Source organism: Sorangium sp. So ce363 (assembly GCF_051520435.1).
Classification (GTDB): Bacteria; Myxococcota_A; Polyangia; order Polyangiales; family Polyangiaceae; genus Sorangium; species Sorangium cellulosum_B.
On record NZ_CP150333.1, the window covers coordinates 1,332,220 to 1,345,600 of the forward strand.

Below are 13,381 nucleotides of genomic sequence, written 5' to 3' on the forward strand. Positions count from 1 at the left end.
CTCGCCTCAACCCTCGCGCGCCACGCGGATCGCCTCCGCGAGGCCGGCGGAGGTGAGCTCGGGGTCCTTCAGGAGCGTCGCCGCCCAGGTCGCGAGCTCGCCGGTCGTCCGGAAGACGTTCGGCGCCCGCCCCGTGTGCAGCAGCATCATGATGGAGCGGACCGAGGCGGCGATGAACCCCTCCGATTCGACGAGCGTGGCCGTGCCCCTGAGGTTCCGGGAAGGGGAGCTCGCCGCCCGCCGCATCGCGGCCCGGCTCGCCTCGTCCGGCGGTAGGGTGCTCTGAAGGGGGAGGACGACGACGAAGGCCGCGCCGCCCGGCTGGTCCGCCGACCAGCCAGCGAAGAGCTCCCGCGAGCGATCGATCCCGACCGCGGTGGCCTTGCCCCGCCAGACCAGCAGCATGAGCCGCCGCCACACCGCCACCACGTACCCGTCCGTGCGCTCGAGTAGCTCGGCCGTCATCGGAGGAGGACGGACCGTTATCATTGTGGCGTATTGTCCTTCCGCCGGGGGGATGGTCGTCAAGCCCATGCCGATGATTCGGCGCTCGCCGGACCCGGCGGACGCGGCTACGCCAGGAGCTCGTCCCTCTCTAGCCGCTCGAGGGCCGCCTGTCGCGCCGCTCGGCCGCGGTCCCGCTCAGCGCCGCGAGCAGCGGGAAGCGCGTGGCCGGGCCCACCATTCTGGTCGGGCGCCCCGGTGAGCCGGCTTTGGTGTGCGGCGTACCAGCGGCGGCGGACCTCCGGCGCCGCGCCGGGGGCGAGCAGCCGCCCACGGTTGGAGCCGCTTCCACGCTGGCCCGGGTTCGACGAGCTCGAAGACGTGCTGATATCGTGTTGCGCGCGCCGTTGGTCATCCCCTGTAAGCAGGAAGATCCGGTATTGGGGTGGCAGCGCGGGTGCAGCGCAGCGGACCATCAAGTTCGCCCCACGGCCGCGGCAGCGCGTAGTAGCGCAGCTTGCGGTTGGGCGCCGGCACATAGGCCTCGAAGCGATAGGCCCAGCCCCACAGCAGCTCGAAGCGGCGGCGGTCCCACACGACCGGATCGAAAGGCGCCAAGAGGCGCACCGCCTCATCCGGCGCATGGCGGCCCGGCGCGCGCGGCGCGCGCGGCCGGCCGGCTGGCCGGGCTGTCGTCGGGCAGGTCTCCCTCGGCGGTGGGCGCGGTGGACGATGAACGTGTGCGATGAACGGTGCGCGATGAACGGCATGTGATGAACGGTGCGCGATGAGCTGCGCCCGGCGCCTGACACCCACCCGCACGCGAGCCCGCATGCGAGCCCGCATACGAGACCAAGAGCCACATAAAAAGCTCACGCGGCAAAAAAGGATCTAGACAGGCGAAGCGAAGATTCGTTATCTTGAAAAATGGTCCCGTGCGCATTCTGCATCAAATCTCGTCAGACACTCCCGCGTACCTGATCGGATCGTGTTCGTCCCTCGGCCTCCGCGAAGGGTCGGCGAGGGCTGCTGATCCGGCTGAGCGTCGTGGCGTGCCGCCGCCGCACGCGCCGCGCGGGGCACGCCGCAACCCGCGGACCGCGAGCTGCGCACTGGCCATCGATATCGATGCGACATCGATGCGACAGACCACGCTCGTCTCTGCGTTCCTCCCCACAGATCGCGAGAAGACGCGGGAGGACGCGGGAAGAAGCGAGACGACGCGAGACGCCCAAAAACGTCACCGAACGACCCAAAATTGTCACTGTGCAACTCGATGTATTTTTCTGATCTGTCTTCAAAAAGATCTGGACACCTTCGCAGTCGAGTTGCTATCTTGAACACTGTCACCTTGCGCATCCGCCCTCTGATCGAAGCCAGGGCACCCGCGTACCTGATCCGATCCTGATCAGCCCGCGGGGGCTCATTCCGACCGGAGCCCGCGAAACCGACCTCGCCTGACCCGTGTGTCATGGTGCCTGCTATTCGGATGACGCTCCAGCAATGGTTCACCCGTGAGGACCTCGAGGAGCTACCAATGAAGCAGATCGCAATCGCATCTTCTGCCGCGCTCGCCACGCTGTTCATCACCGCCACCAGCCTCGCCAACACGACCGCTCCGTCTCCCACGTGCACCGTGATCAAGCGGGGTGTCCTGGGCGACATCTACAACGCCGAGATCTGGAGCCTCGCCCCGAGCTACCACGTCCCGTCCCCGTTCGAGGTCAACACCGGGTACTCCAGCTCGGTCGGAGAGAAGCGCGCCCTGTTCCGCTTCGATCTCAGCCCCATCCCCGCCGGCTCTCTCGTCACGTCGGCCAAGTTCTACGCCCTGACGTACACGAGCACCGCGAAGACCGTGTACGTCCACCAGGTGCTCGCTCCCTGGAGCGAGTCGCTCGTCACGTGGAACAACTTCGGCGGCATGGACCCCGCCGCGTTCACCTCGTTCGTGCCCAACGTCACCGGGTGGACCACCGTCGACCTCACCGGGATGGTGCAGCAGTGGGTGAGCGGGACGGCTCCGAGCTACGGGATCCTCCTCGAGGAGGGCGCCAGCGGGAAGACGTCGTACAAGGGCAGCGCCCACACCGACATGGGTTACCGCCCTCTCCTCGAGGTCTGTTACACGGTGCCGAAGGGCTCGATCGGCGACAAGGTGTGGTTCGACGCGAACGCGGACGGCATCGAGGACGCCTCCGAGCTCGGCATCTCCGGCGTCGTCGTCGACCTCTTCGGCGACGCGAACTGCGACGGCGTCGCCGACGGCGCCCTGCTCCAGACGGCCGTGACCGGCGCGAACGGCGTCTACCGCTTCACCGAGCTCGAGGCGGGCTGTTACGTCGTCGACGTCGACGACGCGACGCTCCCGCTCGGCCATATCCTGACCAGCGACGACGAGCCGCTCGGCGTGTCCCTCGACGTGGGTGAGAACGTGGCCAACGCCGACTTCGGCTACGTGACGTACTCGTCGATCGGTGACACGGTGTGGCTCGACAGCGACGCCGACGGGCTCTACGAGCCGGAGACCGGCGAGCTCGGCGTCAACGGCGTCCGTGTCGAGCTGTTCCAGGGGGCCCAGCTGATCGACTTCACGATCACCGGCACGAGCCCCTACACCGGCCAGCCCGGCTTCTACCTCTTCGACACGCTCCCGGCGGGCACCTACTCGGTGGTCATCACGCCCGACAACTTCATGACGAGCGGTCCGCTCGCCGGACAGGAGCCGACGGCCGACCCCGACGGCGGGCTCGACAACGTGGGCGTTGTCTCGCTCGGCTGGGCACAAGACCTGCTCGACGCGGACTTCGGCTACCAGCTCTCCTGCGGCAACGGTGTCTGCGGCGGCGACGAGAGCTGTTCCACCTGCGCCGTCGACTGCGGCGTCTGCCCGCCCCAGTGCGGCAACGGCACCTGCGAGGCCGGCGAGGACTGCGGGAGCTGCAGCGCCGACTGCGACGTCTGCCCGCCCGCCTGCGGCGACGGCACCTGCAACGGCAGCGAGAGCTGCGGCACCTGCGCGGCCGACTGCGGCACCTGCCCGCCGGTCTGCGGTAACGGCACCTGCGAGGCCGGCGAGGACTGCGGCAGCTGCTCGGACGACTGCGGCGCCTGCCCCGCGGTCTGCGGCAACAACGTCTGCGAGAACGGCGAGGACTGCTCGACCTGCACCGGCGACTGCGGCGCTTGCCCCGCGGTCCCCGGCAACGGCGTCTGCGAGGCCGGCGAGAACTGCCTCGAGGTCCCGAGCGACTGCGGCATCTGCCCGCCGGTCTGCGGTAGCGGCGTCTGCGAGGCCGGTGAGACCTGCTCGAGCTGCGCGGCCGACTGCGGCGATTGCCCGCCGGTCTGCGGCGATGGCGTCTGCAAGGCCGGCTCCGAGGACTGCTCGAGCTGCGCGGCCGACTGCGGCGTCTGCGAGTGCGCCTCCCCCGGCACCGGCACCCCCGGCTACTGGAAGAACCACTTGAGCGCGTGGAAGGTCTCGCAGCTGACCATCGGTGGCAAGACGTACACGAAGGATCAGCTCCTCGACATCATCAGCCGTCCGACCAAGGGTGACGTCACCTACATCATTGCGAAGCACCTCATCGTCGCCAAGCTCAACGTCGGTATCGGCAACCAGTCGAGCTGCATCGAGGACACCATCGCCGCGGCCGACGCCTGGCTCAAGAAGTACCCGCTCGGCAGCAACGTGAAGGAGAGCACCAGCCGGAACGCGCCCTGGGCGACCGGCAAGCCCCTGGCCGAGACGCTCGACGCGTACAACAACGGCCTCCTCTGCGCGCCGCACCGTGACTGACCGATGATCGGCCGATAACCGGTGATCGGCCGGCACGACGAGACCTCCCCAAGGCCAGCGCCCGCCCCGAGCGAACCACCTCGAGCGCGACCCGCGCTGGCCCCTCCCCCTCTCCTCAGCCGCTTCCCCTCCTGCGCCGCTCCCTCCCCGAGTTCCTCCTTAGAGCGTTCCGGTCCGCGAACGGCAGCCTCATCGCTCGAACGCTCTGGCGATCTTGAACGGCAGCGGGCGCATTCCCATGCATCGAGGAGGCCGCGTTCACTCCACAGCCTGCGGGAGTCTCGCCGCCACCGGTAACGGGGCATGTGGCCCAGTGGTGACCTGCTCGACGCGCTCGGTGAGCCGTTGCATCCGCCGGACGGTGAACTTGCCCGTCAGCAGCTCCGGCAGCGGCCGTGCTATGGCGCGTCCATTCGCGCCAGCGTCTGCTCCAATGAGCTGCTGGCCGAGCTCAGCCGCCAAGGGGCCGGAATCCTCGGTCGCACCACGCCCGCGGGTGCCCGACTGGGCAAAGCGGGCACCCTCCTGCACCTGATCTCGCAGGACCTGGCCGACTCGGCCGAACGCCGGGCGCGCGAAGTCTTCGGCGCCTGAGTCGTGCCTCAAGACCGGAAGGAGCGGGTCGAGGAGCGGTACATACCGAATCCTCGCTAGAACGTCGGCGGCGATGGATTCAGGTCAGAATCCAAGAACTCGGTGATCATGGGCACCAACCAGCTCGCCCGTTGCATCATGCCGATATGCGTGGTGCCCGGGAGGATGGCAAGACGAGACTTCGGCAAGCCGTGAATGTCTCCCATCTTTCCGCCGCCCTTGGCCCGAAAGAGCTCCAGAGCATGCTCATACCGTACGCCATCGGCGTCACCAATGACGATGAACAGGGGCGCCTGGATGCCTTTCACCTCATTGGACCAGTCATAAGGCTTCACGTCGACGCTGATGACCTTCTTGATGAACTCAGGAAAGCGTGTCGGGTCGTTCCCGAACTTGAGATACTGTTCCTCTATGGGAGTGCCCTTGAACATGTCTGCGTTCATCGTAGCGAAGCTGGCCTCCGCATCCGGCCACCACCCGTCGTGCGCATAAGCGCCCGACAAGATGACGACCCTACGAACCTGCTCGGGATGGCGTATCGCTACCTGAAAGGCCACGCCTCCCCCCATGCTGTACCCCAGCACATCGGCGCTCACGATTTTGAGGTGCTTGAGCAGCCCGGACACATCATCGGCCATGCCTTCGTAGCTGAACTCCCGAGGCACATCTCGCGTCCGGCCATGGCCTTGCATCTCGGCCACTATCACTTGCCTGCTTCGTGCCAACGAAGGGATAACGTGAGCCCAGTTCATGGGTATGTTCATGAACGAGCCATGCAACAGCACAATGGGCTTACCCTTTCCATGTACCTCATAATACATCTTCAGCCCGTTCACATCCGCATATCCGCTCTCAGCCGGTTCCGTGCTCTGGCTGACCGTCGTATCTTTCATCGTGTCTTTCCTCGCATCTTTCGGCGCAGTCGAGGCGTTCTGGCTCTCTCTCGGCGTCGGTCGGCAAGCTGCCACCACGAGGACGAGCGCAACCAACAGTCCATGCGAGGCGTGCCTCTTCATTCTTGATGCCCTTCCGCAAGGATTCGGATGCCGCAGCCGCCGCCATCATGCCATCCGAAGCGGGGTCTAGGCAATCCGAACGCGATCCGAAAGTCAATCTCCTCGTTAACCCAGTGACTCTCATGGGTCACGCATTCCAGGTGACCGGGAGGCTCTTCACTCCGAAGATGTCCGCGGTTTCGGGGCGCAGGTCGACGTCCTCGGCCGCTACGTCCAGGCGGAGGGTCGGGAAGCGCTTCACCAGCGCGGGCAAGGCGACCCGCATCTCGATACGGGCCAGTTGCTGGCCAAGGCACACGTGGATGCCGTGGCCGAAGGCCAGGTGCCCGATGGCCTGCCGCTGGATGTCGAGAGTGTCGGGATCGGCGAAGCGCTGCGGGTCGCGGTTGGCGGTGTTGTACGACAGGATGACCGTCGCGCCGGCCTTGATGGTCTGGCCGTCCAGCTCGACGTCCTCCAGCGCCGCCCGCTGGAAGGTCTTGGCGACAGACAGGTACCGCAGCAGTTCCTCCACGGCCTGGTCCGCGATCTCGGGTCGGGCACGCAGCGTGGCCCACTGCGCGGGATTGCTCAGCAGGGCGAAGGTGCCCAGCGCCAGCATGTTCGCGGTGGTGTCGAGCCCGGCTGCCAGCAGCAGGAGGCCGACACCCATCAGTTCTTCGTCGGTCAGGTCGGTGTCGGTGAGGTCGCTGAGCACGTCGTCGGTGGGATTAGCGCGCTTGGCCGCCACCAACTGTGCGATGTACTGCTGGGTCGCGACGTAGCCGGCCACCTGGTCCTGCTTGCTCACCCCGGAGACGATCGCATCGACATGCTCCTGGAAAGCGTCTCGGGTCTCGTACGGCACCCCGAGTAGCTCGCAGATCATGATCGTGGGGATGGGCTTGGCGAACGCGGTCACCAGGTCCACCGGCGGGCCGGCCTTTTCCATGGCATCCAGGTGTTCGGTGGTGACCTGCTCGACGCGCTCGGTGAGCAGCTGCATCCGCCGGGCGGTGAACTTGCCCGTCAGCAGCTTCCGGTAGCGGCCGTGCTCCGGCTCGTCCATCAGGAGGAACTCGCCGGGCGGCGCCGGGGGGATTTTCATGTCGCCCAGGTCGATCAACGGGTGGCGCATGAGCTCCTTGCGGGAGCTGAATCGTGGGTCGGCCAGCACCGACCGGACCAGGTCGTAGCCGGTGATCAGCCAACCCTCGTGTCCGCCGGGGAAGGGGTACCGGCTGATGGGGCCGTGCTCACGCGCCTGACGCAGCTCCTTCGGCGGGTCGAAGGGACAGCCAGGCTCACGCGCCGTCGGCAGTAGGCCGACGGTGTGTACGGATTCCGTCATGTTCATTCCTCTCTTCTTCGCCGAATTGCGTTGAAACGCGCGAAGCGTTCGCGAGGAATCAAAAGCTACGTTGCATTCGTAAAATCGTCAAGATCGTTGGGGCAACTATTCGGCTAAAATAGCGCAAATTGTGGGGGCATGTTGCAATGAGGATGGAGACGAATGCAACGCGGACCATCCCATGGTTGCAATGACATGACAACGAATGCATACTGCTCGCCGCTCGCACCACATTGGAGGCGCCCGCCGTGCCAGGAGATCGGCTCACCCAGGAGGACCGTCGGTGCATCGCCGCGTGGCTCACCGATGGCCTGACGTATACCGAGATCGCCCGGCGGCTGAACCGTCCCAAGTCGACGATCACCCGGGAGGTGGCCCGTAACGGCGGGCCCGAGGACTACCGCGCCGACCATGCGCACCAGCTGACCCGGCTGCGTGCCCGCCGCCGCAAGCCGATACCGCTGCCAGCGACGCCGGCCGCCGCCGCCGCCTACGGACGCGATCCCAAGGCGGTGTTCGCCTTCGAGCAGCGGCTCGCCGAGCTGATGATCGCGACCGGATGCCCGCGCATGGTGGCGAGGATCCTGTCGTGCCTGTTCACCACCGACTCCGGCGATCTCACGTCCGCCGAGCTGGTCCGGCGGCTCCATGTCAGCCCGGCCGCCGTCTCCACAGCCACCCGATGGGCCGAGGAGCAGGGCCTGATCGTCCGCGAACGCGGAGCTCGGGGCAAGCAGAGGTACACATTGGAGAGAGAGGTCGGGTACCGCTCCTGTCTCACCAGCATCCGCTCCAATGAGCTGCTGGCCGAGCTCAGCCGCCAGGGGGCCGGAATCCTCGGTCGCACCACGCCCGCGGGGGCTCGACTGGACAAAGCGGGCACCTTTCTGCACCTGATCTCGCAGGACCTGGCCGACTCAGCCGAACGCCGGGTGCGCGAAGTCTTCGGCGCCTGAGTCGTGCCTCACGACCCGGAAGGAGCGGGTCGAGGAGCGGTGCGTACCGAATCCTCGCGAGAACGTCGGCGGCGATGGATTCAGGTCAGAATCCAAGAACTCGGTGATCATGGGCACCAACCAGCTCGCCCGTTGCATCATGCCGATGTGCGTGGTGCCCGGGATGATGGCAAGACGAGACTTCGGCAAGCCGTGGATGTCTCCCATCTCTCCGCCGCCCTTGGCCCGAAAGAGCTCCAGAGCATGCTCATGCCGTGCGCCGTCGGCGTCACCAATGACGATGAACAGGGGCGCCTTGATGCCTTTCACCTCATTGGACCAGTCATGGGGCTTCAAGTCCACGCCGATGACTCTCTTGATGAACCCAGGAAAGCGTGTCAGCTCGTTCCCGAGCTTGAGATGCTGTTCCTCTAGGGGAGTGCCTTTGAACATATCTGCGTTCATCGTGGCGAAGTGTGATGTGATTCTATTTGCGCCAATGTGCAAGCCGACGAACAAGAGGAACAAGAGGAAGAAGACGGCATGCGCCGTCGTGGGGCTCGATCACGCGCTGACAGGCTCGGTGCGGCCATAGGACAGCCTTCGCAGCAGCGCCTCCGCCGGGCCGCGGTAGCCTGTGCGGCGCATCCAGTCGGCCAGCAGGATCGAGGCGATCCACAGGGCGACGGCGACCGCGCAGCTCGCGGCGAAGCCCATGTCGTCCCTCAGGTCGAGCGTGAACGGGTAGAACAGTGCCACCCACACCACCGACTGGAACAGGTAGAACGTCATCGACCGCTGGCCCAGCGCGGCGAGGGCCGCGGTGAGGCGACCATGGTCGCGTCCGAGCCTGATCGCGACGAGCCCTGAGGCGGCGGCCATGCCGAGACCGCCGGCGTATCCGGTCAGGGCGTGTGCGCCGGCGGCCGTCCAGCGGTTCGATGTCGTCCACACGCCCGCCAGCTGCAGGGCCGTGGGAAACCTGCCGATGACGGACACGGCCATCAAAATCGCGGTGACGCGCAGCAGGAACCTCGTATGGCGCTCCGGTTCGTCGAGCATCCGCCGCCTGGCGGCCCAGATGCCCAGCAGCATGTCCGGCACCACCACGATGGGGGAGACAGCCGTCTTCAGCGGCCAGAACGGGAGGCCGGCGAGGACGTGAGCACCGTAATCGGGGGCCATGAGGTGCGCCATGGTCATGGGCGCGCCCATGGCTGCGGCGGTCTGTGCTGTCACGCTCTGCCACGAGAGCAGCAGTGTCGCGGGGACGAGCATGAGGGCGCTGGTCCACCACAGGACCGAGTCCCGGGTCCGGACCAGCGGCGCGAGCAGGAGCAGCGTCAGGCCGTAGACCGCAATGATGTCGAACGGCACGAGCAGGGTCGAGTGCGCGAAGCCGATGACGATCAGCCAGAGACTCCGGCGCCGCAGCAGCTTGCGGATCGAGGCCCAGTCGCTGCCCCGCGCGCGCTGCCGCTCGGTCAGCTGTCCCAGCGCGTAGCCGAAGAGGAACACGAACATGACGCGCGCCTGGTTCTCGGCGACGAGGGATCGGATGAACACGGCGATCGTGTTGAGCGCTTCCGGCCCGAGATCCCAGCGGCTGACGAACGTCGGCGCGTGGGACACGGCGACCAGCAGCAGCATGAAGCCACGGGCGATGTCCGGCGCCAGCGACCGACTGGCCACGTCAGTGGGAGCTTGGGTGTTGATGGCAAGGTCCATGAACGTCACCCACAGGCGGAGCCCGGCTGCGCCGCCTCGGGAAGCGGGCGGAACACGCCGGCCCCTCGCCGTGGCCCTTTGAACAGTCGCGAACGCTACGTTGCGTCTCATGGATCGTCAATGGACGATCCATGGATTTGGTGCGCTGTGCGGCGAATTTATGGTGAATATTGCAATGGTCTTGTCGATGAATGCAACGATCGGGCAATCGGCGTTGCAATGTGCTGAGGGTGAACGCACACTGCGCCGGACCAGCGACCCACAGGAGGGCGGGCGAGGATGCCGGGAGGCAGGTTGAGCGACCAGGACCGCCGGGACATCGCGTCAGGGCTGGCCGAGGGGCTCGGGTACGCCGAGATCGCCAGGCGGCTGGGCAGGCCGACGTCGACCATCAGCCGGGAGGTGGCCCGCAACGGCGGGCCCGCCGGCTACCGGGCGGAGCACGCCCACGAGGCCACCGGGCGGCGCGCCCGCCGGCGCAGGCCGGCCCCGCCCCCGGAGCAGCGGGGCGCCGCCGGCGCCGACGGGCGGGACCCCGAGGCGGTGCGCGGTTATATCGAGCGCTTCTCGACGCTGATGGTCCAGACAGGGCTTCCACGGATGGCGGCCCGGGTGCTCGCCTCCCTGTTCACCACCGACGCGGGCGCCCTGACCGCCGTCGAGCTGGTCGCGCGATTGGGGGTCAGCCCCGCGTCGGTGTCCAAGGCCATCGGTTATCTGGAAGGGATCGAGCTGGTCCGGCGCGAGCGCGGCCCGCGGCGGGGCGAGCGCTACGTCTTCGACGACGATGTCTGGGTCCGGTCGTGGATGTCGAGCGCTCGCGCGAACGCGATGTGGGCGGATGCCGCCCGTGAGGGAGTCGAGATCTTCGGGGCCGCCACCCCCGCCGGCGGCCGGTTGGACCAGATGGGCCGATTCTTCGCGCGCCTCAGCGACGACATGGCCGGCGGCCATACGGGAGCCGCCGTCGGTGACGCGCTGACGGTGCTCGCCGCGCTCGTGCACGCGAGCGCGCCGCTCACCGTCCAGCAACTGGCCGCCGCGCTGGGCTGGTCCACGGACCGCGTCGCGGGCGCCCTGCGCGACGCCGAGCAATACCCGGACGTGACCGATCCGGTCGCCCTCCAGCGCGTCGGGCCTGGCAGCTTCACCATCACCGCCAGGCTCGACCGGCTCACCGCGGCGCAGCGCGAGGCCCTCCGCCGCCCCCGGTAGAACCGCCGCGCAGGGCGAGCCCTTGCGGAGAGCGCGCCTGGTGCACCTTCGAGGCCAGGAACGCCTCTTGCCGCTACCCATGGCGGAGTCGCTGCCGGTCGCGGGCGGAGCGTCACCGCGCTGTGCGCCGTGAGCGTCCTGTTGCAATACGCAACTCCGATCGGCGTAGGTATGCATTCCTGACACCAACGCCCATGGGTATCTTCTCTGCCATGAAGATCGCGGTTCTCGGGCCTGGCGCTATCGGGAGCACTTTGAGAACCAGCGGCCGTCGCGGTGAGGCACGGCGTAGAGGCTGCCGGCGTCGACCGATTCGAGCGCGCGCCGCGCCACGTAGTCGGCCTGGAGCCCCTCGCGCCCCATGAGCTTGAGGGGGCGGTGGCGACGAGGCGCGCTGTCTCCTGGGATCCTTCGTCATTGAGGTCGGCGAGGAGCACCGCACGTGTCGTGCAGCGAGAACATAACGAAGCCTGCTTGTCCGAGCGAAGCCGGCTTGTGACGTCCTCTCAACGAGGCACGGCGGATCGCGCCCCCGGTGGTGCCGCGGGGCACCACCGGACGTGGAGGCGCGCCCCTCCAGCCTCGCGTCCCTCGCGCCGCGCCGCTGCCAGGATCTCGGCTGAAGCAGCCTCTCCCGCTCGACCCGCTCCCCTCGTGGGCCCTGGTACGGCTCATGCGAGTGTCCGCCTGGTCTCGGCACGAAAGAAGCCGCGCGAGGCTCGCTGCAACGACCAAGGAGATACGATGCTGCCCACGAACACGACCCACAAGACCCGCTCCCTCGTCATGTCCCTCACGATGGCCGCCGGCCTGGCCGTCACCGCCTTGTCGTCCCCTGCGGCGGCCGGGCCGCTGCCGACGCTCTCCGGATGGGGCGTGCGCGGCCATGCCAGCTTCATGGGCTCGGTGAGCCAGCAGGTCGACGGCTCGCTCAGGGGGCATTTCACGATCATCATCCACAATCCCGGCGAAGCCCCCGTCACCTGCCGCTACCTGCGCTTCCGTCCCCATACCGTGAGCGGCGGAAGCTGGAGCTTCGATGGCCATGGGACGTGCTGGAGCTCGGGCGGCGCGTTCGCTGCGGCGAACCGCTTCACCTTCTCTGACCTGGGCAGCCCAGGCGCGGGCGTCGACGCCGTCGACGTGAACTACTACGGCGCGGTCGGCGTCTCGATCCCCGGCGGCTTCTTCGATGACGGCGATATCGTCTACACGCCTTGAGGAGGCAGCTCACCCCGCCGTCGCTTCGAGCTCGCCGAGGATGAAGGTCGCCGCGACCGCCGGCTCGAAGAGCTCGGCGCGCACGGCGCGGTACTGCGGGTCGGCGAAGAACCGCTCCCGCGCCGCGCGGTCGGGGAACAGCAGGGTGAAGACGCGGTTGATCCGCTCATCCCCCTTCAGCACGCGCGCCACCACGAAATCGTGGCCGAACGCGCCGCCGTAGGACAACAGGATCGGCATCATCCCGGCGCGGTAGCGGGCGTAGGACGTCTCGTCCGCCAGCTGGAGCCCCACCAGGAGCACGTGCTGCCGGCCCTCAGCGCCCATGGGAGTAGCCTCCATCCACGTCGAGCGTCGTGCCTGTCACGAAGCCGGCCCTGGCCAGGAACAGCGCCGCTTCCGTCGTGTCCCGCACCTCGCCGACGCGCTGCAGCGGGTGGATCGAGGCCAGCGAATCGGCGCCTTCGCCGATGAGCGGCGTGCGGATGATGCCGGGCGCCAGCGTGTTCACGCGGATGTTGTGGGCGGCGAGCTCGGCGGCCAGCGAGACGGTGAGCGCGTGGACGCCGCCCTTGCTGGCCATGGCGGCCGAGGCCGGCATCCGCGCCATGGCCTGCTGGACGAGCACCGTGCCGATATTGATGATCGAGCCCCCGCCGCCCTCGATCATCAGCGGCACCGCCGCCTGCGTCATCAGGAACGTCCCCTTCACGTTGGTGGTGAAGAACCGCTCCAGGTCCTCCTCCGTGCTCTCGAGGAACGGCTTCACGCCGAAGATCCCGGCGTTGTTGATCAGCACGTCGACGCCGCCGAAGCGCTCGCGTGCGGCCGCGGCGACGGCCCGCGCCGTGGCCCGATCCCCCACGTGGCCCGGCACGGCGACGACGCGCGCCCCGCCGTCGAGGCTCCGCCGCGCCTGCTCGAGCTTCTCCGGGTCGCGGCCGTTCATGACGACGCTCGATCCCTCGGCCAGGAAGCTCCTGGCGAGGTCGAGGCCGATACCGCTGCTGGCGCCTGTGATGATGACGCGATCGATCCTGGTGGACATGGAGTGTCGTTCCTTTCGTGCCGACAATCTACGGCCGCCCCTCGAACC

General features: G+C 67.7%; 13 protein-coding genes and 1 pseudogene. 6 read left to right on the top strand and 8 right to left on the bottom strand.

The window, feature by feature from the left end; all coding sequences use genetic code 11:
• Positions 1 to 6: 6 nt before the first annotated feature.
• Positions 7 to 465 carry a hypothetical protein gene (locus WMF12_RS04995; protein WP_437867259.1) on the bottom strand — a complete coding sequence of 153 codons (459 nt, stop codon included), beginning with the start codon at positions 463 to 465 and terminating at the stop codon, positions 7 to 9.
• 465 nt (positions 466 to 930) lie between these two features.
• Positions 931 to 1,092, bottom strand: a pseudogene (locus WMF12_RS05000) (DNA glycosylase AlkZ-like family protein); the annotation flags it as partial.
• 889 nt (positions 1,093 to 1,981) lie between these two features.
• Between WMF12_RS05000 and WMF12_RS05005 the strand changes: the two are divergent.
• On the top strand, positions 1,982 to 4,246 hold the full coding sequence (locus WMF12_RS05005) for an SdrD B-like domain-containing protein (RefSeq protein ID WP_437867260.1): 2,265 nt from the start codon (positions 1,982 to 1,984) through the stop codon (positions 4,244 to 4,246).
• 303 nt (positions 4,247 to 4,549) lie between these two features.
• Positions 4,550 to 4,840, top strand: coding sequence for a hypothetical protein (locus WMF12_RS05010; RefSeq protein WP_437867261.1), 291 nt, complete (start codon positions 4,550 to 4,552; stop codon positions 4,838 to 4,840).
• 56 nt (positions 4,841 to 4,896) lie between these two features.
• Here WMF12_RS05010 and WMF12_RS05015 read toward each other — a convergent pair whose 3' ends face one another.
• A complete protein-coding gene (locus WMF12_RS05015) occupies positions 4,897 to 5,733 on the bottom strand; it encodes an alpha/beta fold hydrolase (protein ID WP_437867262.1) in 837 nt (278 codons plus the stop codon).
• A gap of 250 nt (positions 5,734 to 5,983) precedes the next feature.
• Positions 5,984 to 7,186 carry a cytochrome P450 gene (locus WMF12_RS05020; RefSeq protein WP_437867263.1) on the bottom strand — a complete coding sequence of 401 codons (1,203 nt, stop codon included), beginning with the start codon at positions 7,184 to 7,186 and terminating at the stop codon, positions 5,984 to 5,986.
• 248 nt (positions 7,187 to 7,434) lie between these two features.
• Here WMF12_RS05020 and WMF12_RS05025 point away from each other — a divergent pair, with 248 nt between their 5' ends.
• Positions 7,435 to 8,142 carry a helix-turn-helix domain-containing protein gene (locus WMF12_RS05025; RefSeq protein WP_437867264.1) on the top strand — a complete coding sequence of 236 codons (708 nt, stop codon included), beginning with the start codon at positions 7,435 to 7,437 and terminating at the stop codon, positions 8,140 to 8,142.
• On the opposite strand, the gene WMF12_RS05030 is transcribed toward WMF12_RS05025, so the two are convergent.
• Together WMF12_RS05030 and WMF12_RS05035 are read right to left on the bottom strand one after the other, a co-directional pair.
• Entirely contained in the window at positions 8,104 to 8,586 is a 483-nt protein-coding gene (locus WMF12_RS05030; protein ID WP_437867265.1) for an alpha/beta fold hydrolase, read from the bottom strand. The two genes, WMF12_RS05025 and WMF12_RS05030, sit on opposite strands and share 39 nt — an antisense overlap.
• A 99-nt stretch (positions 8,587 to 8,685) precedes the next feature.
• A complete protein-coding gene (locus tag WMF12_RS05035; RefSeq protein WP_437867266.1) occupies positions 8,686 to 9,849 on the bottom strand; it encodes a DUF418 domain-containing protein in 1,164 nt (387 codons plus the stop codon).
• A 109-nt stretch (positions 9,850 to 9,958) separates the two neighbouring features.
• Between WMF12_RS05035 and WMF12_RS05040 the strand changes: the two genes are divergently transcribed.
• The 3 genes from WMF12_RS05040 (at position 9,959) to WMF12_RS05050 (ending at position 12,285) form a co-directional block, all read left to right on the top strand.
• Positions 9,959 to 10,147 carry a hypothetical protein gene (locus WMF12_RS05040; RefSeq protein ID WP_437867267.1) on the top strand — a complete coding sequence of 63 codons (189 nt, stop codon included), beginning with the start codon at positions 9,959 to 9,961 and terminating at the stop codon, positions 10,145 to 10,147.
• A complete protein-coding gene (locus tag WMF12_RS05045) occupies positions 10,129 to 11,064 on the top strand; it encodes a helix-turn-helix domain-containing protein (RefSeq protein ID WP_437867268.1) in 936 nt (311 codons plus the stop codon). The genes WMF12_RS05040 and WMF12_RS05045 overlap by 19 nt, the downstream gene beginning before the upstream one ends.
• Before the next feature lie 744 nt (positions 11,065 to 11,808).
• Complete coding sequence (locus WMF12_RS05050; RefSeq protein ID WP_437867269.1) at positions 11,809 to 12,285, top strand: hypothetical protein; 477 nt, start codon at positions 11,809 to 11,811, stop codon at positions 12,283 to 12,285.
• A gap of 9 nt (positions 12,286 to 12,294) precedes the next feature.
• On the opposite strand, the gene WMF12_RS05055 is transcribed toward WMF12_RS05050, so the two are convergent.
• Together WMF12_RS05055 and WMF12_RS05060 are read right to left on the bottom strand one after the other, a co-directional pair.
• The gene (locus WMF12_RS05055; protein ID WP_437867270.1) at positions 12,295 to 12,612 is read right to left on the bottom strand and encodes a DUF1330 domain-containing protein; all 318 of its coding nucleotides are present in this window, start codon (positions 12,610 to 12,612) and stop codon (positions 12,295 to 12,297) included.
• The gene (locus tag WMF12_RS05060) at positions 12,602 to 13,333 is read right to left on the bottom strand and encodes an SDR family NAD(P)-dependent oxidoreductase (RefSeq protein WP_437298067.1); all 732 of its coding nucleotides are present in this window, start codon (positions 13,331 to 13,333) and stop codon (positions 12,602 to 12,604) included. The genes WMF12_RS05055 and WMF12_RS05060 overlap by 11 nt, the downstream gene beginning before the upstream one ends.
• Between the last annotated feature and the right edge of the window lie 48 nt (positions 13,334 to 13,381).

Excerpts from the sequence above, each read along its gene's own strand:
- WMF12_RS04995 (WP_437867259.1), bottom strand. The coding sequence starts at position 465 with ATGACGGCCGAGCTACTCGAGCGCACGGACGGGTACGTGGTGGCGGTG.
- WMF12_RS05005 (WP_437867260.1), top strand. The coding sequence starts at position 1,982 with ATGAAGCAGATCGCAATCGCATCTTCTGCCGCGCTCGCCACGCTGTTC.
- WMF12_RS05010 (WP_437867261.1), top strand. The coding sequence starts at position 4,550 with ATGTGGCCCAGTGGTGACCTGCTCGACGCGCTCGGTGAGCCGTTGCAT.
- WMF12_RS05015 (WP_437867262.1), bottom strand. The coding sequence starts at position 5,733 with ATGAAAGATACGACGGTCAGCCAGAGCACGGAACCGGCTGAGAGCGGA.
- WMF12_RS05020 (WP_437867263.1), bottom strand. The coding sequence starts at position 7,186 with ATGACGGAATCCGTACACACCGTCGGCCTACTGCCGACGGCGCGTGAG.
- WMF12_RS05030 (WP_437867265.1), bottom strand. The coding sequence starts at position 8,586 with ATGAACGCAGATATGTTCAAAGGCACTCCCCTAGAGGAACAGCATCTC.
- WMF12_RS05035 (WP_437867266.1), bottom strand. The coding sequence starts at position 9,849 with ATGGACCTTGCCATCAACACCCAAGCTCCCACTGACGTGGCCAGTCGG.
- WMF12_RS05040 (WP_437867267.1), top strand. The coding sequence starts at position 9,959 with ATGGATCGTCAATGGACGATCCATGGATTTGGTGCGCTGTGCGGCGAA.
- WMF12_RS05045 (WP_437867268.1), top strand. The coding sequence starts at position 10,129 with ATGCCGGGAGGCAGGTTGAGCGACCAGGACCGCCGGGACATCGCGTCA.
- WMF12_RS05050 (WP_437867269.1), top strand. The coding sequence starts at position 11,809 with ATGCTGCCCACGAACACGACCCACAAGACCCGCTCCCTCGTCATGTCC.
- WMF12_RS05055 (WP_437867270.1), bottom strand. The coding sequence starts at position 12,612 with ATGGGCGCTGAGGGCCGGCAGCACGTGCTCCTGGTGGGGCTCCAGCTG.
- WMF12_RS05060 (WP_437298067.1), bottom strand. The coding sequence starts at position 13,333 with ATGTCCACCAGGATCGATCGCGTCATCATCACAGGCGCCAGCAGCGGT.